The organism is Frankia sp. CeTa3Moorea (genome assembly GCF_978021225.1).
Window position 1 is genome coordinate 1 of record NZ_CDXDOR010000021.1, and the last position, 22,142, is coordinate 22,142.

General features: G+C 70.0%; 16 protein-coding genes. 8 read left to right on the top strand and 8 right to left on the bottom strand.

From position 1 onward, the window contains the following. Window positions 1-273 precede the first annotated feature (273 nt). Window positions 274-1,353 carry a glycosyl hydrolase gene (locus tag AC08OV_RS06325; RefSeq protein ID WP_476613139.1) on the bottom strand — a complete coding sequence of 360 codons (1,080 nt, stop codon included), beginning with the start codon at window positions 1,351-1,353 and terminating at the stop codon, window positions 274-276. Between the two features lie 376 nt (window positions 1,354-1,729). Continuing rightward, window positions 1,730-1,957, bottom strand: coding sequence for a hypothetical protein (locus AC08OV_RS06330; protein WP_476613138.1), 228 nt, complete (start codon window positions 1,955-1,957; stop codon window positions 1,730-1,732). A 50-nt stretch (window positions 1,958-2,007) separates the two neighbouring features. Between AC08OV_RS06330 and AC08OV_RS06335 the strand changes: the two genes are divergently transcribed. The 3 genes from AC08OV_RS06335 (at window position 2,008) to AC08OV_RS06345 (ending at window position 5,182) form a co-directional block, all read left to right on the top strand. After that, the gene (locus AC08OV_RS06335; RefSeq protein ID WP_476613137.1) at window positions 2,008-2,844 is read left to right on the top strand and encodes an undecaprenyl-diphosphate phosphatase; all 837 of its coding nucleotides are present in this window, start codon (window positions 2,008-2,010) and stop codon (window positions 2,842-2,844) included. 147 nt (window positions 2,845-2,991) lie between these two features. Continuing rightward, window positions 2,992-4,047, top strand: coding sequence for an adenosine deaminase (gene add, locus AC08OV_RS06340; protein WP_476613136.1), 1,056 nt, complete (start codon window positions 2,992-2,994; stop codon window positions 4,045-4,047). Window positions 4,048-4,054: 7 nt separating this feature from the next. Next, entirely contained in the window at window positions 4,055-5,182 is a 1,128-nt protein-coding gene (locus AC08OV_RS06345; protein WP_476619440.1) for a glycerate kinase, read from the top strand. Between the two features lie 65 nt (window positions 5,183-5,247). Here the strand turns inward: AC08OV_RS06345 and AC08OV_RS06350 are convergent, their stop codons facing one another. After that, entirely contained in the window at window positions 5,248-6,048 is an 801-nt protein-coding gene (locus AC08OV_RS06350; protein WP_476613133.1) for a peptidoglycan recognition protein family protein, read from the bottom strand. A 471-nt stretch (window positions 6,049-6,519) separates the two neighbouring features. Between AC08OV_RS06350 and AC08OV_RS06355 the strand changes: the two genes are divergently transcribed. Beyond that, window positions 6,520-7,164 (top strand): hypothetical protein, encoded by a 645-nt coding sequence (locus AC08OV_RS06355; protein ID WP_476613132.1) that lies wholly within the window; start codon window positions 6,520-6,522, stop codon window positions 7,162-7,164. A 72-nt stretch (window positions 7,165-7,236) separates the two neighbouring features. Here AC08OV_RS06355 and ahcY read toward each other — a convergent pair whose 3' ends face one another. The 4 genes from ahcY to AC08OV_RS06375 form a co-directional block, all read right to left on the bottom strand. Continuing rightward, on the bottom strand, window positions 7,237-8,673 hold the full coding sequence (gene ahcY, locus AC08OV_RS06360; RefSeq protein WP_476613131.1) for an adenosylhomocysteinase: 1,437 nt from the start codon (window positions 8,671-8,673) through the stop codon (window positions 7,237-7,239). 34 nt (window positions 8,674-8,707) lie between these two features. After that, on the bottom strand, window positions 8,708-11,236 hold the full coding sequence (locus tag AC08OV_RS06365; RefSeq protein ID WP_476613130.1) for an efflux RND transporter permease subunit: 2,529 nt from the start codon (window positions 11,234-11,236) through the stop codon (window positions 8,708-8,710). Window positions 11,237-11,575: 339 nt separating this feature from the next. Continuing rightward, on the bottom strand, window positions 11,576-11,782 hold the full coding sequence (locus tag AC08OV_RS06370) for a DUF1918 domain-containing protein (protein WP_035729341.1): 207 nt from the start codon (window positions 11,780-11,782) through the stop codon (window positions 11,576-11,578). Between the two features lie 144 nt (window positions 11,783-11,926). Further along, window positions 11,927-13,147, bottom strand: a complete 1,221-nt coding sequence (locus tag AC08OV_RS06375) for an acetyl-CoA C-acetyltransferase (protein ID WP_476613129.1) — start codon at window positions 13,145-13,147, stop codon at window positions 11,927-11,929. Window positions 13,148-13,390: 243 nt separating this feature from the next. On the opposite strand from AC08OV_RS06375, the gene AC08OV_RS06380 reads away from it, so the two are divergent. Then, window positions 13,391-15,286: a C2 family cysteine protease gene (locus AC08OV_RS06380; RefSeq protein WP_476613128.1), complete on the top strand. Its 1,896-nt coding sequence runs from the start codon at window positions 13,391-13,393 to the stop codon at window positions 15,284-15,286. A 21-nt stretch (window positions 15,287-15,307) separates the two neighbouring features. Here the strand turns inward: AC08OV_RS06380 and AC08OV_RS06385 are convergent, their stop codons facing one another. Continuing rightward, a complete protein-coding gene (locus AC08OV_RS06385; RefSeq protein WP_476613127.1) occupies window positions 15,308-16,234 on the bottom strand; it encodes a universal stress protein in 927 nt (308 codons plus the stop codon). Between the two features lie 1,123 nt (window positions 16,235-17,357). Here AC08OV_RS06385 and AC08OV_RS06390 point away from each other — a divergent pair. The 3 genes from AC08OV_RS06390 to AC08OV_RS06400 all read left to right on the top strand — a co-directional run bounded on the left by AC08OV_RS06390 (window position 17,358) and on the right by AC08OV_RS06400 (window position 22,030). Beyond that, complete coding sequence (locus AC08OV_RS06390; RefSeq protein ID WP_476613126.1) at window positions 17,358-18,848, top strand: hypothetical protein; 1,491 nt, start codon at window positions 17,358-17,360, stop codon at window positions 18,846-18,848. Between the two features lie 226 nt (window positions 18,849-19,074). Then, on the top strand, window positions 19,075-20,208 hold the full coding sequence (locus tag AC08OV_RS06395) for an RNA-guided endonuclease InsQ/TnpB family protein (protein ID WP_476613141.1): 1,134 nt from the start codon (window positions 19,075-19,077) through the stop codon (window positions 20,206-20,208). A 124-nt stretch (window positions 20,209-20,332) separates the two neighbouring features. Then, window positions 20,333-22,030, top strand: a complete 1,698-nt coding sequence (locus AC08OV_RS06400; protein ID WP_476619445.1) for an FAD-dependent oxidoreductase — start codon at window positions 20,333-20,335, stop codon at window positions 22,028-22,030. Window positions 22,031-22,142 lie beyond the last annotated feature (112 nt).

Sequence of the window (22,142 nt, forward strand, 5' to 3'; positions counted from 1 at the left end):
CCTCTTCCCGCCGCCCTTCAGCCCCCGCCAGCCCGGCCGGCGGGCTCCACCCTCGGCCCTCGGAGGTCAGCGGCTCGTCGCACCCCGCATTCCATACAAGAAAGATGTGAATTCCATGCGAAAGTGGGCGGTAACTGGCGGTGGTTTATCGACAGGCTCATTGCCGGCTCTGCCTCTACTATCGCCTTGAAGAGGCGACGGAGACCCATCCGTCGCCTCTCGCCCGGCCCGGGCTCTCGCCGCGGAGGGATCTTCCCTGCTCGAAGTCGCTACTCAAGATGCGGGTGCAGGCGCTCCGAACAGCTCGAGATATCGTTGGGCGGAACGCGGATTGAGCGATGGCGGCTGGAGGGCCGAGAGTACATTTCCGGTCTCGGCAGTGTTGTAGTACGCCTCGTACGCTAGTATGTCTTTGTTTGCCTCGAAGAATTCGAACATCTTCTCGATGTAGAATGGGTTGTCTCCACCCCCGCCGGTCTTGTGGTACATCCCCCACTCTGGTACAGCGAACTGCTTGCCATGTTCCCGGGCGAATGCAGCGACCGTGCAGGCTCCGGAATCCTTGCGGCACTGCGCATCGAAGGAAGCCTGGTCCACGGATGCCGGGTAGGAGTCATACGCATCGACGCTGACGATATCGACGACGTCATCACCGGGATAGGCATCCCAGACGTTCCCGCCGTTAGGCATCCGATCCTTGTGCGAGGTCATGTTCCAATCGATACGCACCTGGGGCGACGTGCTCCGGATCGCCGTGACCGCCTGCCGGAAACACTGCTTCCACAGGCCGGTGTCCTGCACGTGCCACGGCATCCATTCGCCATTGAACTCCCAGCCGAGCCGCACGATAGCATCCGGCCGACCGTTCCGCACCAGCGTCTGACCGAACTTCGCCCAGTGCCCGTCGTACTCGCCACGGGCACAGGCCGCCTCACTGCCATCCAGGGGGAAAAGCGGCTGGGCCACCGACAGCACCCCCGAATAGGAGTCGGGCCGGAAATCCGACATCGGCCAGTCGTCCATGGTGATCGTCTGCCAGTTTGACCGCACCGTGAACACCACTGCCACATCCGTCGGCCGCCCGACCCACCGCTCCCACCCGGCGAGATCCTGCGGCGGGTTCGCGTTCGTCCCTGACGGCCACGCTACGCCACGTCCCGCGGGAGGGCTCGTCGCCGGTTTCTCCTCGCCGGCTCCTCCAGTGACGACAAACCCCAGCGCGACCAGAACCGTCACGATCCCAGCAACACCCGCGCCGAGCAGCCCGATCCGCCACTGACGCGAGGTACCGCCGGCCTGGTCACGGCGACGCCCCACGGCCGCCCCCTTCGTGCTCTTGGTGGATTGTGTCACGTATTCTACCGTTACGTCAGGGTCTGGCCGCGGGAGCGGAGGCACGTGACGCCCACGCCACACCCAAAGGTGCCGCCTGAGCTTTTCGTTTAACCTGCCTGTCTCTCAGGTAACCTGCTCGGCTCTTGTCTCGTCCAACCTGATGCGAAGCAGCCGACGAAACGTCGGTTATCGGCACCCGGCCTCGGCGTCAGCCGCCGAGTGCTCGGACCAGCGCGAGCCCCACCGGTGACGGCACGCAGGTCCGCGACCGTGGCCGCGGCGTCGGGAACATCGATCCAATGGGCGTCCGCCAGGTTCCCGAGCTGCGGCCCGGAGCATCCGACCAGCGGATGATCCCGGGGCAGAACGACCGCGACCGGATCGATGGCGATCCCTACCGCCCGGATCGGTCCCACATCGGGTAGTCGTAACGAGTCCCCGGCGTGGTCAGCCCGACGGCGAGCCCGAGGTCGAACTCGCCCTGTGCGACCCCGACCGTCACCACCTCCGGACCGGTGACGGCGATGCGTACGTCGAGGCGCGGCAATACGGCGACGGCGTCGGTGAGCACGCGGCGACCGGTCCGCCGAGGTCGCGGCGCACGGATGATCCTCGTCGTCATACACTGCCCTGCGATCAGCAGGTGGCGTGTACTGGTGCGGAAGGGTCCATGTGAACGTCCTGGAAGCGGTGTTTCTCGGCGCGGTCGAGGGGCTGACGGAATTTCTGCCGGTGTCCAGCACCGGACACCTGACAATTTTGGAGAAGCTACTCGGCCATGACATCGACGACCCGGACATCACCGCTTTCACCGCGATCATCCAAGTCGGTGCGGTCTTCGCCACCCTGCTTTACTTCCGGCATGATTTCCGGCGCATTCTGGTGGCGTGGTGCCGCGGTGTGCGCGATCCCGCCTGGCGGGAGCATCCGGATTACCGGTTCGGCTGGGCCGTCATTCTCGGATCGATTCCCATCGGCCTGGTCGGGGTGGCCTTCAAGGATCAGATCGAGACCACGCTACGCAGCCTGTGGTTCGTCGGCAGTGCGCTGATCCTCTGGAGCGGGGTGATGGGGTACGCGGACCACGTCGGTACCCAGAAACGTCACGAGGAGGACGTGACGTGGAAGGACACCCTGGTGATCGGCATCGTGCAGTGCATGGCGCTGATCCCGGGTATCTCGCGATCCGGGGCGACCATGTCGGCGGGGTTGCTGCGTGGCCTGGACCGGGTGGCGGTGACCCGGCTGTCCTTCTTCTTATCCATCCCGGCCCTGATGGCGGCCGCGGCGCTGCAGGTCCTCACGAAGTCCGGCGACATCGCCGACGGGGTGGGCTGGCCGGCGACGATCACCGCGACCGTGGTCAGCTTTGCCGTCGCCTACGTCGCGATCGCCTGGCTGTTGAAGTTCATTGCCAGACACAGCTACAGCGTCTTCATCGGTTACCGGCTGGCGCTCGGCGCCACCGTGCTCTTCCTTGTGGCCACCGGGATCGTCCCGGCGACCTGAGCCGGCGACCTGAGCCGGCGACCATCCTCGTCCGGCTCCCGCGGGGCGGCTCGACCGCGTAAGTTTCGATCCACCGTCTTGCGGGTTCATGGTTGTCCCACGGGATGGGGAGACGGCCGGCCGCGCGGCCACGGAGGAAGGACTGTGATGCGGGATCTGCGTTCGCTGCCCAAGGGCCATCTGCATCTGCATTTCGAGCTGGGGATGCGGCCGTCGACACTGGCCGACCTGGCCGCCGCCGCGGGCGTTCCGACTCCCCGCACCACGGGGTTCACCGAGTTCGGGGGCTTCAGCAAAGTGATCGCTGGCATCCTGCCGGTCTTCCGCCGGCCCGAGGACTTCGAACGTCTCGTCGACGAAATGATCATCGATGCCGCGGATGAGGGCGTCACCTACCTCGAACCCAGCTTCTGGCCGTACGCCCATCTCGGCGTCTTCGGGAGCGCGGAGGCCGCCTGGGAGACGGTGCTGGCCCGATCGGATCAGATCGGCGCGCGGTACGGGGTGACCGTCCGCTGGATGGCGGCCATCGACCGGGTCTTCGACTCCCCCGAACAGGCCGTCTCCGTGGCCCAGTTGGCCCTGCGTTACGTCGATCGGGGCATCGTCGGCCTGGGGCTGCACAACGACGAGAACGGCTGGCCGCCGGAGCCGTTCGTGGCGGCGTTCCGGATCGCGCGCGACGGCGGGTTGCTCTCGACCCCCCATGCCGGGGAACTCGACGGTCCCGCGTCGGTGCGTGGCGCCATCGAGACCCTGGATGCTGATCGTCTCCAGCACGGTATCCGCGCCATTGAGGATCCCCGACTCGTCGACACCCTCCTCGAACGAGGGACCTGCCTCGATGTCTGCCCGACGTCCAACCTGCTGCTCTCGGTCGTCCCGTCGATGGCCGAACATCCGCTTCCGGCCCTGCTGCGGGCCGGGGTGCGATGCTCGATCAACGCCGATGACCCGCTGCTGTTCGGGCCCACCTGTCTGGAGGAGTACGAGCTGTGCCGATCGGCGCTGGGCCTGACCGACGAGGAACTGGCCGCCTGCGCCCGCAGCTCGGTGGAATCCGGAGCCGCGCCGATCGAGGTGCGGACAGCGGCCCTCGCCGGCATCGATGGGTGGCTCGCCGCCGCGGCCCCGCTGACGACGCCGGCTGGTTCAGCCGGTCAGGAATGCTCCGTCGACGCGGGATGCTCCGACGGCCGGTGACGCTCCGATGACGGGGGTACCGTCCCCTCACCGGCCCGCGCGGGTGGTCCTCGCACCCGACTCGTTCAAGGGATCGGCGACCGCGGCCGAGGTGGTTGCGGCGCTGGGTGCGGGCTGGCGCTCCGAGCGGCCCCACGATCAGGTCGTGGGAGTACCGATCGCCGACGGTGGCGAGGGCACCCTCGACGTCTTCGCCGTCGGCGTACCCGGGTCGGAGTGGCACCCGGCGCGGGTGACTGGTCCGGACGGGCGGGGCCACGACGCCGAATGGCTGTCGCTGCCCGATGGCACCGCGGTGATCGAACTGGCGAGGGCGAGCGGGTTGCCACTGATGCGGGAACTCGATCCGTTGGGCGCACAGACCGTGGGCCTCGGCGAGTTGGTCGCCGCCGCGATCGACGCCGGAGTCGACCGCGTTCTCATCACTTTGGGTGGTTCCGCCTCGACCGACGGTGGTACCGGTGCCCTCGCCGCGTTGGGTGCCCGGTTCCTCGACGCGGCCGGCCGGCCGTTGGCCGCCGGCGGCGGCGCCCTCACGTCGCTCGCACACATCGATCTGACCGGGTTGCGGCCGGTGCCGGCTGGGGGAGCGTACTGTCTCGTCGACGTCGACGCGCCCCTGCTGGGCCCTGCCGGCGCCGCCGCCGTATTCGGGCCGCAGAAGGGTGCCGGACCCGCGGACATCGCCCGGCTGGAGGAGGGGCTGCGTCGGCTTGCCCACCTGTTGGGTGGTGCTCCCGACGCCGCGGGAGCCGGGGCCGCCGGCGGCACCGCCTACGGCCTCGCCGCGGCCTGGGGAGCCGAGGTGCTCCCCGGCCTGCCGACGATCATCCAGGCGGCGGGCCTGCCGGCGGCCCTCGCCGGCGCTGACTGGGTGGTGACCGGCGAGGGCAGGTTCGACCGGACCTCGTTGTCCGGCAAGGTGGTCGGCGGAGTCCTCACACTGGCGCGGGACGCGGAGGTGCCTGTGCTCCTGGTGGCTGGGCGGGTTGACGCCCCCCGGCCGGAGGGGGTCCGGGCCGAGATCGCCCTTGTCGATCTTGCCGGGGGGTCGGCTATGGCGATGGCCGAGCCGCTCCGGTGGCTGCGGAGGGCCGGCGCCGAGCTGGCCCGCCGGGCCACGACCGCCCGGTGAGCGGGAGCCGACCGGTGCGGGGGAGCGGCCGGTATGGGGGGGACCGCCCGGGCCCGGCCTGTGGGTCAGACCCGGCGGTTCATCCCGGTGAGGAGGTAACCGATCTTCCGCCAGGTGTTGGGCCCGCAGACCCCATCGTCCGGGATGCGGCCGAACCACGGCGCGGCATAGCGCTGTAGGGAGGCCACCCGGGCAGTGGTCCGTGGCCCGTACACGCCATCCGGCGTTATCCGGTTGGGATCACCGGTGGGGGCCTCATGGCCAAAGATGATGTTCAGGGTGTTCTGGAGCTCCACGACGTCCGGACCACGCGATCCCTCCCGCAGGGTTGGACGGTTGTCGTAACGGTGCCGGGGATCGACGGCTGCGCCGACTCCGTTATGCCGTGCGGCGGCGAGGATGTCCCGGCGTCGGTTGGCCCGGATGTCCCCCGGGCAATTGTGGCCTCCCCACGCCTGGCCACCCATTCGGTGGGTACCGATACCGTAACCGCCGGGAGAGTCGGTGATCTCTTCCTGCCATCCGAACTCCCGCATCCCCCACTGAAAGAGCTCGCCGAGTCGGATGATTTGTAGGGGTGTGTAGTCCTCGGTCTCGTACCCTTCGCATTCGCAGGAGATCCAGTATGGATTTCCCGCCGCTTGGGCCCAGGCCCTCCGGTCGAAAGGAACGTACTGCTCGAAGTCGCCGTTCCTCGACAGCCACAGGTGTGAGCTGACCCGGCTGGCGGTGTTGTCGAACCAGCCGAACAGGGAGCCGCCGCCCACCTGGACATGTGGGATGAGGCCCCGGGTGGGTTGGATCATCGCTCCGGCCGTGTTCCGTACCGGACGGAAGCGGGCCGGCGGGTACAAGGTCGGTGCCATCGCTACCGGCCCTCCTTCCCACGCATGCCGCCGCGACAGATCCTCGTTTGGGAAATCACGATTCCGGGCCGCTTCCTGTTCATGGGGTCATCAGGTCGGTTGACCGCTACAGTCATAGTTTCCAGCCGGAGTACCGGCATGGCCATAGTGCCGGGTTGCTACGGAGGGGTCCGCATCGGGGCGGTATGCCCGGGCGTATGGCAGGTGGAAACCCTCCCGCCGGATCCGTGACAGAACGTTGCGGCGGGCCCGACCCGGTCCGGCGGTGCGCCCCCGGGCACGGACGGTCGCCGCCGCAGCCGCCACCCCTTCGACGCCTCGTCAACTCTCGGTATCGATGGGCATACTGACTGTCTTTTTGTGGATGTTTGCAGGAACCGCGGACCGGGTGGCGGAGCCCGTGTTTCGATGCCGCCTATATCGTTTTACCGCATGATCGACCCGCAGCTGGGCTCGAGAAGGAGGCATTCAATGCGGTATGCCGTATCTTTCCCGCGACGAGTCGGACGGCCGTTATCCTCCGGAGCGCCGGGAGCGGCGGCATCCGGAGGAGGTCGTCCCGCGCGGCGCGGCTCCCGGCGGGCGGGCCGGCGCGGCGGCGCGACCCGGACCACTCGGACCACTCGGACCACCCTGGCCACTCTGACCACTCTGACCACCGCCGGGGCGACCCTCGTGGTGAGCGGCATCCTGGCTCTGGTGAACGCGGGCGCCGCGCAGGCCGGTGGAGCGACCTGGGCGAACTGCCCGGGCGGGCAGGCGACGGAGGTTGGTGTGCCGGCGGCGGCCGGAGAGCCGAACAGACCCGCGACGTATCTCGACGCCGGTTTCTACGTCCATGTCGCCTCGTTGTGGCCGCCGGCCACGGCATCGCTGTGCCGGACCGGTCCAGGCCGGGGTGAGGAGGCCGGTGAGCCGATCTTCAGGTTCGGGCACCTGGGCTGCCCCGGCGGCGACGCGACCTTCGGCGTGCGCAGGCCCGCGGTGCTGGGCCGGGCGAGCGCCGACGTCCCGTCGGCGACCTGGGGAACCTACCTGCCGGCCGGCTGGTACAGCCTGGACGACCTGAGTGACCCATCGTGGACGTCGGTTTGCTGGTCGTCCAGGAGACGCTGACCGATCCCGGCCGGCGAAGCGCCGATTCCGGTCAACCGGATTAACCGGAATCGGCGCGGGAGGGCTGGACGATCAGTAGCGGTAGTGGTCGGCCTTGTACGGACCCTCGACGGGTACGCCGATGTAGTCCGCCTGCTGCTTGGTCAGCTGGGTGAGCTTCACGCCCAGCGCGTCGAGGTGCAGCCGGGCGACCTTCTCGTCGAGGTGCTTGGGTAGCACGTACACCCCGAGGGGGTAGTTTTCGGTCTTCGTGAACAGCTCGATCTGCGCGATCACCTGGTTGGTGAAGCTGTTCGACATCACGAAGCTCGGATGCCCGGTAGCGCAACCGAGATTCATCAGCCGGCCCTCGGCCAGCACGATGATCGAGTGGCCGTCCGGGAACACCCACTCGTCGACCTGCGGCTTGATGTTGATCTTCTCGATGCCGGGGGTCCTGGCCAGGCCGGCCATGTCGATCTCGTTGTCGAAGTGCCCGATGTTCGACACGATCGCCTGGTGCTTCATCGCCGCCATGTGCTCGGCGTGGATGATGTTGAAGTTGCCGGTCGTGGTGACGAAGATGTCCGCCGTCGCGACGACGTCCTCCAGGGTGGTGACCTGGAAACCATCCATCGCGGCCTGCAGGGCGCAGATCGGGTCGATCTCGGTGACGATCACCCGGGCTCCCTGGCCGCGCAGCGCGTCCGCGCAGCCCTTGCCGACGTCACCGTAGCCGCACACCACGGCGACCTTGCCGCCGATGAGCACGTCGGTGGCGCGGTTGAGACCGTCGATGACGGAGTGGCGGCAGCCGTACTTGTTGTCGAACTTCGACTTCGTCACCGAGTCGTTGACGTTGATCGCCGGGAATGCCAGCGTGCCGGCCTTCGCCATCTCATAGAGACGGTGCACGCCGGTCGTGGTCTCCTCGGTGACGCCCTTGATGTTCTTCGCGGTCTCGGTCCACCGGCCCGGCTTCTCCGCGATGGTGCGGCGCAGGGTCTCCAGGACGATCGCGTACTCCTCGCCGTCCGCGGTGTCCGTCGCGGGGACCGCGCCGGCCGCCTCGAACTGGGCGCCCTTGTGGACGAGCAGGGTCGCGTCGCCGCCGTCGTCGAGGATCATGTTCGGGGTGCCGCCGCCCGGCCAGGCCAGCGCCTGGTCCGTGCACCACCAGTACTCCTCGAGGGTCTCGCCCTTCCAGGCGAAGACCGGCACGCCCCGCGGGTCGTCCTTGCTGCCGTTCGGCCCGACGACGACGGCGGCGGCCGCGTGGTCCTGGGTGGAGAAGATGTTGCAGGAGACCCAACGGACGTCGGCGCCGAGCGCTACCAAGGTCTCGATCAGCACCGCGGTCTGAATTGTCATGTGCAGGGAGCCCATAATGCGGGCGCCCCTGAGGGGCTGGCTGGCCGCGTATTCCGCCCGGGTGGCCATGAGGCCGGGCATCTCGTGCTCGGCAAGCCGGATCTCCTTGCGGCCGAACTCGGCCAGTGCGAGATCCGCGACCTTGAACTCGAAACTCATGCCCTCTCCTTCGACGCTCGGGCGGCTGCCGAGCCTATACGGCGGATGTCTCGTCCTGGTTTCCACCCGCCATCGGCCGCGGCCGTGATGCGCCGGCCTTGGAACGGGTTTCTTGAGCGTCCCACATGTCGCCGCGTTGACGAAGACCCGGTCCGGTCCTGTCGCCGACCGCCGGACCCGGGTCGGCCTGGCGTGGCTGGTGCACCCAGCCGCGCTCGTCCGCCCAGATCAACAGGGGTGGGAGGACGACCAGCGCGGACAGCAGGGCGACAGCGACGTTGAGGGCGACCAGCAGACCGAAGTCGCGCAGCAGCGGCAGGGAGCTGAAGGCCAGGACGGCGACCCCGATCACGGCGGCGAGCGCGGAGACCACGAAGGCGCGTCCGGTGCGGGCCGCGGTCTGGTCGACGGCCTCCTTCGGCGTCAGGCCGCGTCGACGCTCCGCCAGGTGGCGAAGCACGAGCAGGGTGGTGAACTCGCTGCCCAGCGCGATGACGAGCGGGCCGCCGACCGCGGTGAGCGGGCTGAGGTCGACGCCGGCCAGCCAGGCGATCATGGAGCTGAGTCCGACCGCGATCAGCACCGGCACCAGCGACAGGACCGCCCGGACGATGCTGCGGTGCCAGACCAGCAGCATGAGCAGGACGCCGACCAGCGCGAAGTAGGTCAGCTGGGTCCGGTTCTTCGTGAAGTTCTCCAGCAGCCCGGTGCCGACCACGGCGAGGCCCGACGGGGTGGCGCGTACCCCTTGCGGCGGATGGACCGTGTCCCGGATGTCGTCGACGATCATGGCCCGCCGTTCCAACGAGCCCGATCCGGTGCGGAAGACGAGGTTGAGCGCGTTGTGGGCCAGGTTCACCGTGGCGCGCTGGATGTCAGGCGGCGCCGCGGCGTAGCCGAGCCGGATGTCCTGACCCGTCGGCAGGACGACCGTCGTGTTCGGCACCTCCATCATGAAGCTGATGGTCGTGACGAGGCTCGACGCGGTCAGCAGGTCGGCCGGGTCCTTCGCGAGCCGGGTGTTCGCGAACTCGGCGAGGAAGGAGACGGTGGCGTCGTCGAAGACGTTCGGCGACTGGACGTAGATGCCCAGCTCGCTGGCGGATCCGGTGCTCGCGCGCAGCGTGTTGATGTTCTTGATGACCTGGCTCTGCTGGTCGACCCATTTCTCCGGATCGGTCTGGATCTTCAGTGTGCCGTCGGTGACGATCCCGACGGCGAAGACCGCGACGGACACGACGGCGAGCGGGACCGCGGTGATCCGTGGCAGGGATCCCAGGATGATCACCATCCGACCCAGCGGGCCGTGGGTGTAGTCCTTCGGGGGGGTCGGCCGGCGACGTTCCCGCAGGCCCAACGAGGCGGTGAGAAGCAGGATCGTGGCGATGACGATCACCGGCAGGCCCAGGGCGAGCAGCGTGCCGAAGTCCCGGATCATCGGGACGTCGCTGAACTCCAGCGCGAGGAAGGACAGCACCGCGGCGACGGTGGCGGCGCTCAGCGCGGGCAGCAGCCCGGCCAGGGCCGCGATGACGGGATGGCCGGCCCGGGCCAGCTGGGCCTCCTCCTCCACCCGGCTGTGGAGCTGGACGGCGAAGTCGATGCCGACGCCGAGCAGCACCGGCAGACCGGAGATGGTCACCACCGACAGTGGGATGCCCGCGTAGCCGGCGAGGCCGAACGCCCAGATGAGGCCGACGGCGACGACGCCGAGCGGGAGCAGCCGCCAGCGCACCGCGAAGGCGACGAGCAGCAGGCCGGCCATCAGCGCCAGGGAGATGCCCCCGAGGGTGGCGAACCCGCCGCGCAGGTAGTCGTTGAGGTCGCGGAGCAGCGCGGGCGCCCCGGTCGACGTTGTCGTCGCATTATCGAATATGCGTTCGGATACGGCTTTCTCGACCAGGGTCGCGGCCTGGCCCTCGGTCGTGAGGGAGGCGTTGCCCCGCAGTCGGGTGACCATCTGGCTGGTGGATTCGGTCGGGAAGAATGGCTTGATCGACTTGCGGATGGCACCCGTGTTGTCGCGGAGCAGGAAGGAGACCCATGCCGGGTTGTCGTAGACCCGCTCGGCCACCGGGATCGCCTGCATCCGCTGCAGGGTCGTGATGGAGTCGGCGAGGCGCCGCTGGGCGGAGGCCGGATCCGGGTCGCGGCGCTGGGCGCCGAGCAGGATCTTCCCGGCGGGGCTGTTGACGGGATTGCCGTCCGGGCTCGTGACCAGGTTGTTCGTGAACTCCAGCGCCGCGAGCGGGGTGATCACCGATTCGATCCGGTCATCGGCGTCGAGGCTGGCCTGCAACTCCCGGAACTGGCTGATGTTGCGCTTGGTGAACAGGTCCTCGAGTCGTTCGCCCTTGTCCAGGGTGAACAGCGTGACCATCGCCTGGCCGCCGAAGAGGGACTGGTAGGCGACGTTGTCCCGGGCGACCTGGGAGTCGGGGTTCAGATAGTTGTCCTGGCCGGTGGTGAACTCCAGCCGGGTGGTTCCGAACCCCAGGGCGGCGGTGACGAGCAGCGCCACGACGGCGACGATGCCCGAGCGCCGACTGACCATACTGACCATACGGACGAGTGCCACCGATGGCCCGGACCCGTGGTCCGGGCCCGACCCGTGGTCCGGGCCCGAGGGGCGGCCTGGCTCCGACCGGTGTTCGGGCCGGCCGGGATGATCGGCTGGATCGCCGGTGGACGGGGAAGGCGTAGGCATCGGTCACGCTCCGGAGCTATCCGTGTTGCCTCCGGATCGACGCGCGTTACCTGTCGGCCCGACGGCTGTGTCCCTGCTGTATAGCGCAGCAGGTCACACCGCCTGAAGGCCCCGGGGCAGCCGATTTCGCCGGAAAATGCTTCAGGCGATCAACATGCCCTGGGCCTGGCTCCCCGCGCTCGGGCCTGCCCGGGGTCAGACGCCCGCGGACTCCCGTGACGGTCGGAGTTCGACGAGCGAGTCGTAGCTCGGGAAGAAGAGCCCCTCGTGCCCGTCATCCCAACGCACGACGAACGGCGGGCCTCCGTCCTCGCCGCGTACCTCGACCACGGTCCCGTGTCGTTCTGGGCTGCCCACCGTGCGGCCGTGGACGACGAACCTCTCTCCGACGGATGCGAACATCATGATGGCCGACCTCCCTGCCGGGCGATCCGGTCTGTTCCGCCTGGATGCTCCGGTGACCGATCGCATGCGCGTGCTCTTTCTGCCTAGCACGGGGTGCCGGTCGCGGCATATTCGGAGTCCGAAAGGTCGCGAATTCCCGGCTCAGGACAGCCGCTCGACGACCAGCGCCATGCCCTGCCCGCCGCCGACGCACATCGTCTCCAATCCGATGGTCGTGTCGGTGGTGTGTAGTCCGTTCAGCAGGGTGGTGAGTAGGCGGGCGCCGGTCATCCCGAACGGGTGACCGAGCGCGATCGCGCCACCGTGCACGTTCAGCTTCGCGACGTCGAGCCCGAGTGCCCGGTAGGCCGGGATGACCTGCGCCGCGAATGCCTCGTTCAGCTCTACCAGGTCGACGTCGTCGATCGTCATCCCCGCCCGGGCCAGGGCCCGCCGGGACGCCTCCACCGGGGCCAGGCCCATGATCTCCGGTGACAGCGCGCTGACGCCGGTGGAGACGATCCGGGCCAGCGGGGTGATGCCGAGCTCGCGGGCCCTGGTGTCGCTCATGACGATGACCGCAGCGGCTCCGTCGTTGAGCGGGCAGGCGTTACCGGCCGTGACGGTACCGTCTGGGCGGAACACCGGCCTGAGGGCGGCCAGCGCCCGCATCGTGGTTCCCGGCCGGGGACTGTCGTCGCTGTCGATCACCCCGCCGTCGGGCAGCGGCACCGGAATGATCTCCCGCTTGAAGAAGCCGTCCGCGACGGCCCGCTCCGTCAGGTTCTGCGAGCGGCAGGCGTACTCGTCCTGTTCGAGGCGGCTCACGCCGGCGAGCTGGGCCACGTTCTCGGCGGTCTGCCCCATAGCGATGTAGACGTCGGGCAGTTCGCCGGCCGCCCGGGGATCCGTCCAGGGCGCGGACCCCGCCTGCGCGCGGGCCGCCGTACGGGCCTGGGCCTCGCAGTAGCGCGGGTTCTGGGTGTCCGGCAGGCTGTCGCTGTTGCCCCTGACGAAGCTGCTGACGACCTCCACCCCGGCGGCGATGAACGCGTCGCCCTCTCCCGCGCGGACGGCGTGCGCGGCCATCCGCAGAGCCTGCAGGGAGGAGGCACAGTACCGGGAGACCGTCGTGCCGGGAACGGTGTCGAACCCGAGGCTGACGGCGACGACGCGGCTGATGTTGTGTCCCTGTTCGCCTCCGGGTAGCCCGCAGCCGATGATGAGATCGTCGATATCGGCCGGGTCGAGGGCCGGAACCTGGTCCAGGGCTGCCCGGACGATGACGGCCGCGAGGTCGTCGGCCCGCATCCCCCGCAGCGAACCCTTGAACGCCCGCCCGATCGATGACCGGGTTGCGGCGACGACGACGGCCTCGGTCACATGCCCTCCCAGTTCTTGGCGTTCCGGGTGTTCCCGGTGTTCCCGGTGTTTCCGGGTGTTTCCGGGTGTTCCCGGTGTTCTTGGCGGCAGGGTCGCGGGAGCCGCGGTCCCTGCGGCTAAATGATCAAAACTCTAACGCGGACGAGCGCCCGCGGTCGCGGGTGGCCGAGCCGACGCGGCGAGGGGGACCCGTCGGGTTACGCTTTGATCATCCCGTCGCCAGCGAGCCGGATGGCGTGCCCGATGCGAGCAGACCTTGGTACACCCCGTGATGTCGCGGCCCTCGCCGCGGCCGCGGGCGAACTGCGCGAGCGCGCCGCCCGGCTGCGCCGGCTCGCCCCGGAGGTGGCCGGGGTGCTGGCCGGTGTGTGTACCGCCGACACCCCGCGGGCCTGGCGGTCACCGTGGCGGATCCGGTGCGCCGCCCGGCTGGACGACTGGCAGCGGGCGCTCGACGTCGGCGCCGGGGTGCTGCGCGATCGGGCCGGGCTGCTCGACTGGCTCGCCGAGCGGTACGACGAGCGTGCCCACGCCTTGCGCCTCGGTCTCGGCGCGGCTGCCGTGGTATCCGCCGATGAGCTCGCCCGGCTGCGCCGGTTCGACGCGTCCGGCGGCGTCGGGAACGACCCACGGATGTGGATGCTGGCCCACCGACTGGCCACCGGCGGCACCGGGGACGGCAGGCCCGCCGGGACGGTCCCGATTGACGAAACCGTTCTGTTCGATCCGGTCCTGCTGGGCGTCCTGTCCGACCGCCTGCGGGCAGCGGGCGACCGGTCGGCCGCCCTGGCCCGGGCCGTCGCCGCGGACGGGGGACGGTTGAGCCGGCTGCCCGGTCCGTTCGGTGGCGCGGACTGGTCCGGTCCGCACGGCCTGTTCGGGGAGCGCAAACCGCCCGGTCTGGCCGGCTCGTCCGGTCCGGCTGGCTCGTCCGGACGGGACGACCCCGTCGGGTTCGGGCTGCACGCGGTCGCCGTCGGAGCGCCGGCCATGGCGCGCGGCATCGACCGGCGGATGGCGCGTTTCGCCGCAGCCGAGCTGGTCGCCCGCATCGGCACGGATCCGGCGGCAGTGACCGTCAATGATCTGGCGGCGATCAGCGCTCGGCTGGCTGGCCTGTCCGCGGCGATGCGCCAGGCGGCCATCTCCCGGTTGCGCGGCCGGCCCCTGGCGGTCCTTGCCGCAGTGGCCGCCCGGGTGATCGAAAATCCGGGCCCCGGCATCCTTCGCTACCTGCCGGCGCTGGCCGACCTCACCGACACCCTGATCGCCGGGGCCTCCTCGGCCATGATCGGAGACCTCCTGCTGGCCTTCCCATGGCTCGAACCCGGCTACCCTGTCGTCCGCGGACGCCCCGGCGAGGTCGTGGCGGTCGACCGCACTGGCGACCCGACGGTGCGTGACGGGATCAGCCCGAGCGATGTGGGGCAGGGCGGCGTCGCCGACTGCTACCTTGTCGCGGCGCTGATCGGCATCGCCCGCCAGGATCCTGGGCTGCTCGCGGAGCGGCTGCGGGCCAACCCCAACGGCACTGTCACGATCACCATGCACCCCCGCGGACCGGCCGGCGCCGGCGTGGGCGTCACCGTCACGGCCGCACTGCCCGCTCGTCGGGTCCAGCCGCCGTACGGGCGGTCAGAGGATCGATCGGAGGATGAGACCCCCGGGCCGCAGGCGCCGGGCACCTCCCGGTCGCGTGCGGCCGGGTACGAGGAGGTCGCGATGGACGGCGACGACGCGGCGGGACGGCCGGAGCTGTGGCCGGCGCTGTACGAGAAGGCCTACGCCCGGCTGCACGGCGGCTATCCCGCCATCGAATTCGGAAATGCGGCGACGGCCCTGCGGACGCTCACCGGGCGATCGGCGCACGTGCTCGCCGCCCACGAGGCGACCGTTCCCGCCCTCGGGGAGCTCCTCGCCGGCGGCGAGGTGGTGATTGTGACCACCCGGCGTCGAACCCGACCCGGCGGGCTCGTCGCGGCGCACGCCTACACCCTGCTCGCCGTGGACGCGGCGCGCCGGCGGGTGCTGCTGCGTAATCCGTGGGATCCGGCGCCCGGGCAGAACAACGAGCGGTGGTACGCCTGGGACGGGATCCTCCCGGACACGCATGCGGTCGTGCACGGCCCGACCCGTTGACGGCCGGTCGCCGCTGCCCCGCTACCACTGCCGAATGATCGCCACCGGGGTGGGGCAGTGAAGCATGCACTGGTGGCTGACCGATCCCAGCAGCAGCTCGGCGAAGCCGCCGTGACCGCGGGCGCCGACGACGACGAGATCGCACTCGCGGCCCTTGACGATCAAGGCCTGGGTGGCCGAGGCGGGCACCACCATGGCCCGTAGGTCCAGTCCGGCCGGCAGTTGGCCGCGGTCGCGGACGCCCGCGATGGACTCGTCGAGCACGGCCCGGGCCTGGTCCTCCAGGGCCTGGGTGATCTCCCCCGGTGCCTCGGCGAACGGCAACGGGATCGCCGCGAGCCAGGCGTGCACGGCGATCAGCGGAACCCCGCGCAGCGCGGCCTCCCCAGCGGCCCAGGCGAGGGCCGACAGTGCGTTGGGGGAGCCGTCCACACCCACGGCGATCGGCCGGGACAGTCGGGACGGCGCGCCGGCCGGGGTCGTGCCTTCGGCGGCGGTCGCACCCGAGCCGATGGTCGCACCCGAGCTGGCGATGGCGGCCTCGACATCACCGCGGGCGATCACGACCGGAACCGTGGCGTGTACGGCGACGGAGGCACTGACCGACCCGATTCGCAGCCGGTGCAGCAGTCCCTGCCCCCGGGCACCGACCACGATCATGCGGGCGTCGCGGCCGACCGTCAGCAGGGCCTCCGCGCCCGGCAGGTCCACGGCCTGCTCCGCCACGGAGACGGTCGATCCCGGTGGCATGACCGCCGTCACGGTCTTGTGTAGCGTCCGCTCGGCCGCCTGCGCCAGACCGGCCCGCATCCCGGACTGTGCCGTACCACGGGCGAAGCCGATCACGGCTCGGATGCCGCAGCCCCGCCACTCCGCCTCGGTGAACGCCCAGCGCAGCGCCGTGTGGGAGCCCGCGGAACCATCGACCCCGACCACGATGTCGGCCATCGTCCGCCTCCTTCGAAGCCCGGTCCGGGATACCCGGCTGGTCGGCCTGGAACCCCGTCCGCCAGCGGGGAGGCCAACGCGGGGGAGGCCAACGCGGGGGAGGCCAACGTGGAGTGGAGCTGCCCGCCGATCAACAGCTTCCGGTGTTGTTTTCGTGTGTTCGAGCCAGATGAACCCTACGTTGGGCCATCCTTCCCACGCATCGGCATGATCCATGGTGGGAAGTGGTGAATGGTTGGGTCGCGGGTCCCCGGTAACCCCGTAGTCGGACCGGAAGCCACTGGGCGCCAGCGGCTCCCCTGCCGTGATCGATCGATAAGACGACGAGGTACGACAATGGAGATCCACGATCCCTGTCGTCGGCGACGGTGGTTGGCGTCCGTTGTGTGGCGGCGGGTCGATCTGGTGAGGTGGCTGTTCCCGTCCGGCCTCGCCGGGCAAGGACGAAGAACGCCGTGACCGGGCGGTCCGGTTTCTCCCGGTGTTCCGGTTCCCGGCGATTTTTCTTGTGCGCCGAGTCCCGTCGTCGTTCCGGCTACCGGTGGGCTGGTTCAACCGGTGAGCGCGCCCGGACTCTCCTCCGCACGTGCCGTGGGCAGGGCGTACCCGGGCGCGGTCGCCGCGCCGGCCATCCCTCCGGCGAGATGGAGGGGGGATCCTCCACCCCGCCGGGTCCTCCTCCCCGGGGATGCCGTCCCGTCCGGTGACGCAGTAATAAGAATTTGAAGATGACGGATTCAAAATCTGGTTCTGGTGTCACCAGATGAGGTTGAAGGCAGGGAGAGGAACTGCTCGGGAGGTCTTTCCGGATGGCCCGGTGTGGCCTTTTCGTGGCCGCCGGCCCCATCTTTTGCTTTGCGTCAGTCGCGCGATGTTTGATGCGTCTGTCGCACCACGAATCCCCAACGAGGGTGATGAAGTCATGTCCTCTTCATGTGAATGTGGTGGCCCTCCCCAGGAGCCTCCCGTCCAGGCACGGAGTACCGTGCCTGGACAGACGTCGACCGGTCCCCGACCCACCGAACCCGTCCAGGTCGGCATGATCCCCGGGCAACCTGCCCTGATCCGCTCGGGCGGGCGCAGTCCGTCAGCTTCGAGTGACCCCGCCGAGGAAGGGAGGCACGTGGCGTCGGCCGTGACCCAGCTTGCCCTCCCCGGTGCTCTGGTTCTGGTCCGTGCGCAGGAGTCGGGCACGCTGGTGTCCGATCGCGGGGGATGGCAGCGGGCGGTGCTGCGGGCGGCCCTGCCGTCGGCGGCGAAGCTGGTCGCGTTGACGCTGGCGAGCCACGTCGCCGAGGTTCCGCCGGCGGCGCCCGCCGGTGCCGCGGTGAGCGCTCCCGGCCTGGTCACCCTGGTCGCGGAGACCGGTTACAGCCGGACCCACGTGCAGCGCCAGATCACCAGGCTGCGCAACCAGGGCTGGTTGGCGACGGTGGCCCGGCCCGCGGCCGGCAGGACGACGCGGTTAGCCCTGAGCATCCCCGAGGCCGCCGTGCGGGCAGGTGAGGTCCGCTTGGTCGAGGCCGACGTCGCCTCCTCGTCGGCGGCATCGGCCCCGGCGGCATCGGCCCCGGCGGCATCGGCCCCGGCGGCGTCGGCCCCGGCGGCATCGGAGGCCGGCTCGGCAACCGCCGCCTCGGCCGCGCCCGCCCGTCGGCGCCGCGGCGGTCGCCGTAGCCGGGTCGGTATGCGGACGGCGTCTGCGGTCGGCCGTCGTTCCCGGGCGATGGCGTCCGTGGCGACCGATGGCTCGCCTGGTACCGCCAGCCCGGCGGTCAACCTCGCCCCCTCGAGGGGCGCCGACCGCCCGGACCGCCCGGACACCGCCGGTTCGGATGATCCGGACACCGCCCGTTCAGACCAGCCGGAGCCGGGTGACACCCGACCGGACGGCGACACCCAACCGGCCCCGGCCGTGGGCACCGTCGATCCCGCCACCCGCGGGGCTGTGACGGACGAGCCACGCGTCCTGACGGACGAGACCACTGGGGCAGCGGACGCGTCGACCCCCGAACCGGAGCGGGCCGCCGAACCGGAGCGGGCCGCCCCGACAGTCCCGTTGCCCCCTCCGCCGCCCGAGCCGATGACCCTGGCCGCCAGCCAGGTGATCACGGTCCTCGCGAACGCGATGCGGCGCCCGACGTCCGACTACCTGGCCATCTACCAGAAACTGCGGGTGATCCTGGAGGAAGACAGCTGGGAACCGGTCGAACTGGCCCTGCATCTAGTGCACATCATCACGACCGGTGTCCTGGTCGGGGACGGCGACGAGATCGACAATCTGTCCTGGCGGCTCGATCGCCTGCCCAGGGCGTCTGCCGACTGCAACTGCCGCGCCTGCCTGGAGAACCGGGGGATCAGGACCGGACCGACGCCGGGTTCCACCGTCCCGAACCAGGGGCGCGGGCGCTACACCCGCTCCGCGAAGGAGAAGGGACCCGCGCCCGGACGCCCAGGATGGGAGGCCTACGGGTCCCGAGCCGCCCGCCCGGAATCCGAGGCGCCGCCCGTGTCGATCCCGCGGCCACCGCTGGAGGCCATCGAGGAGGCCGCTCGCGCGGGACGCGCGCATGCCCAGATGGCGAGCCAGTCGGCGGCTGACGGCGCGGCCTGAGCCGGTCGGCCCGTGGTCCGGCTCGCCCGCCGCAGCGCGCGGCGGCGGGCGGCGGATGGTGACGGTCGGTGGCGGATGGTGTTGCATAGTCCCAGCGACAGCCCATCATGGGAAGTCATGGTGACCCAGGAACGTAGCGCGCAGGCCCCGTCTTTCAGGGCGGGGCTAGCGCATCAACGACAGCGTGACAAGCAAGCCTGCTATCCTGTCACTTATAGGGTCGAAGGTGGTGAAGCGGGCGTACCGCTACCGTTTCTACCCGACCCCGGAGCAGGCCGCTCAGCTCGCGCAGACGTTCGGCTGTGTGCGCTACGTGTACAACCGGGCGCTCGCGGAACGGCACCGGGCCTGGTTCCAGGAGCAGCGGCGGGTCACCCACGCCGAGACCGACCGGATGCTCACCGGCCGGAAACGCGACCCGGGCACACTCTGGCTCGCCGAGCCATCGAAAGGGCCGTTGCAGGCCGCGTTACGGAACCTGCAAACCGCCTACGTGAACTTCTGGGAGAAGCGCGCCGGCTACCCCTTGTTCAAGAAGAAGGGCAAGACCGCCGATTCGGCGGCCTACTCCCGGAACTGCTTCACGTTCCGGGACGGGCAGATCAAGCTAGCGAAGCAGGACGGGCCGTTGGACATCATCTGGTCGCGCCCGCTGCCCGAGGGGGCGGAGCCGTCGCAGGTGACGGTGTCACGGAACTCGCGCGGCCAGTACCACATCTCAATCCTGGTCGAGGAGACCATCATCCCCCTGTCCCCGCGTGCGGGTCAGGTCGGTGTCGACGCGGGTATCACCTCGCTGCTCACCCTGTCGACCGGGCAGAAGGTCACCAACCCGCGGCACGAGAAGCGGGACCGTGCCCGGCTGGCCCGCGCGCAGCGGGAGCTGTCCCGCAAACAGAAGGGGTCGGCGAACCGAGCGAAGGCCCGGCTGCGGGTGGCGCGGATCCACGGCCGGATCCGCGACCGGCGCCGGGATCATCTCCACAAGCTGTCCACGAGGATCATCCGCGAGAACCAAACGGTGGTCATCGAGGACCTGGCGGTCCGCAACATGGTCCGCAACCATTCGCTTGCACGGGCAATCTCCGACGCTTCGTGGTCGGAGCTGCGGCGGATGCTGGAGTACAAGGCCGGCTGGTACGGCCGGACCGTCATCGCGATCGACAGGTTCTATCCGTCGTCCAAGACGTGCTCGGTGTGCGGGTCGATCGCAAACACGATGCCGCTCGACGTCCGGACATGGGCCTGCCGTGGCTGTGGCGCCGTCCACGACCGGGACGTGAACGCGGCAATCAACATTCCGGCCGCGGGGCTCGCGGTGTCCGCCTGTGGAGACGGAGTGAGACCGCCTCGCTCCTGACGCGAGGAGGCATCCGTTGGTGAAGCAGGAACCCGCACCGCGAGGTGTGGGAATCCCCGGCCTTCAGGCCGGGGAGGATGTCAATGATTCCGGGTCGGACGGCGGCTATGACGCCGACGTGATCGTGATCGGGAGCGGGTTCGGCGGCAGCGTCAGCGCGCTACGGCTCGCGGAGAAGGGCCATCGTGTCCTCGTGCTGGAGGCCGGTCGCCGGTTCACCCCGGGCACGCTGCCGAAGAACAGCTGGCACGTTCGCCGGTACCTGTGGCTGCCGCGGTTGGGCTGCCACGGCATCCAGAAGATCACCTGGTTGGGTCGGGTCGTGGTGCTGTCCGGAACGGCGGTCGGTGGCGGCTCGGTCGTCTACGCGAACACGCTGTACCGCCCGCTCGACGCCTTCTATACCGACCCGCAGTGGCGGGACATCACTGACTGGCGCCGTGAGCTGGAGCCGTTCTTCGACCAGGCCGAACGCATGCTCGGGGTGAATCCCAACCCGACGACGACGTACTCCGACGAGGTGTTTCGCACGGTCGCCGAGGAGATGAGGGCCGGGTCCACCTTCGCGGCGGCGCCGGTCGGTGTCTTCTTCGGCCGCGACGGCCGCCGGGAACCCGGCGTGCGGGTCCCCGACCCGTACTTCGGCGGCGCCGGCCCGGCTCGGACGGGATGCGTGGAGTGCGGGGAGTGCATGAGCGGCTGCCGTCGAGGGGCCAAGAACACCCTCGACTGTAACTACCTGTACCTGGCCGAGCGGGCCGGTGTGCGGGTAGTCCCGGACGCCACGGTCACGGCCGTCCGGCCACGCTCGACTGGCGGGTACGAGCTCGACATGGTCCGGACGGGGGGTCTCGTACGGCATCGGCGACGTACCCTCACCGCGGAGCAGGTCGTGTTCGCCGCCGGCACCCTGGGGACCCAGCGGCTGCTGCTGGCGATGAAACAGAGCGGTGACCTGCCGGCGTTGTCCGACCGGCTCGGTCATCTCACCCGGACGAACTCCGAGGCGATCCTGGGCGCATCCAGGCTGCGCCCCGATCGGCGGATCGCCCGGGGAGTCGCGATCACCTCGTCCTTCCACCCCGACGAGCACACCCACATCGAACCCGTGCGCTACGGCCGGGGGAGCAACCTGATGGCACTGATCAGTGCGTCGATGACCGACGGCGGCGGGCGGGTGCCGCGCTGGCTGAAATACCTGCGTCAGGTCGTGCTCCACCCGCATCAGGCGCTGGCGTCGTCACTGCCCTGGCGATGGTCCGAGCGGACCATCATCGCGCTGGTCATGCAGTCGTGGGACAACTCGTTGATCGTTTCCCTGCGCCGTGGACCGTTCGGTCTCGGCTGGCTGACGAGCCGGCAAGGACACGGTGAGCCGAACCCCTCCTGGATCCCGGAGGGCAACGACGCCGCCCGCCGGATCGCGGCCAGGATGGGCGGTTACCCCGGCGGGTCGATCGGCGAGATCGCCAACATCCCGCTGACCGCGCACATCCTCGGCGGGGCCCCCATCGGCACGGATCCCACCACCGGAGTGATCGATCCCTATCACCGGGTCTTCGGATACGAGGGGCTGCACGTCGTCGACGGCGCTGCGGTCTCGGCGAACCTCGGCGCGAACCCGTCGTTGACCATCACCGCGCAGGCCGAACGGGCGATGTCCTTCTGGCCGAACAAGGGGGAACCCGACCCGCGCCCACCCCTCGGGGCGGCCTACCGGCCGGTCGCGCCGAGACTACCGGCACACCCCGCCGTTCCAGCCGGCGCTCCTGGGACCTACCGTGTGGACGTCACGGCCGGCCCGGTCGCGGGGACGAGGTAACCGGTTGCCGGATGCTGGCCACGAGCTGCCGGGATGCGGGCGTGCCCGGCATCCGCGCTTTGCCCGGCACGCCGATCGCCGGCACGTGGTCTCAGCGCCGGCACGTGGTCTC

Bases quoted from the DNA above. Each gene is read 5' to 3' on its own strand.
- AC08OV_RS06330 (WP_476613138.1), bottom strand. From the start codon at position 1,957: ATGACGACGAGGATCATCCGTGCGCCGCGACCTCGGCGGACCGGTCGC.
- add (WP_476613136.1), top strand. From the start codon at position 2,992: ATGCGGGATCTGCGTTCGCTGCCCAAGGGCCATCTGCATCTGCATTTC.
- AC08OV_RS06345 (WP_476619440.1), top strand. From the start codon at position 4,055: ATGACGGGGGTACCGTCCCCTCACCGGCCCGCGCGGGTGGTCCTCGCA.
- AC08OV_RS06350 (WP_476613133.1), bottom strand. From the start codon at position 6,048: ATGGCACCGACCTTGTACCCGCCGGCCCGCTTCCGTCCGGTACGGAAC.
- AC08OV_RS06355 (WP_476613132.1), top strand. From the start codon at position 6,520: ATGCGGTATGCCGTATCTTTCCCGCGACGAGTCGGACGGCCGTTATCC.
- ahcY (WP_476613131.1), bottom strand. From the start codon at position 8,673: ATGAGTTTCGAGTTCAAGGTCGCGGATCTCGCACTGGCCGAGTTCGGC.
- AC08OV_RS06365 (WP_476613130.1), bottom strand. From the start codon at position 11,236: ATGGTCAGTATGGTCAGTCGGCGCTCGGGCATCGTCGCCGTCGTGGCG.
- AC08OV_RS06370 (WP_035729341.1), bottom strand. From the start codon at position 11,782: ATGTTCGCATCCGTCGGAGAGAGGTTCGTCGTCCACGGCCGCACGGTG.
- AC08OV_RS06380 (WP_476613128.1), top strand. From the start codon at position 13,391: ATGCGAGCAGACCTTGGTACACCCCGTGATGTCGCGGCCCTCGCCGCG.
- AC08OV_RS06385 (WP_476613127.1), bottom strand. From the start codon at position 16,234: ATGGCCGACATCGTGGTCGGGGTCGATGGTTCCGCGGGCTCCCACACG.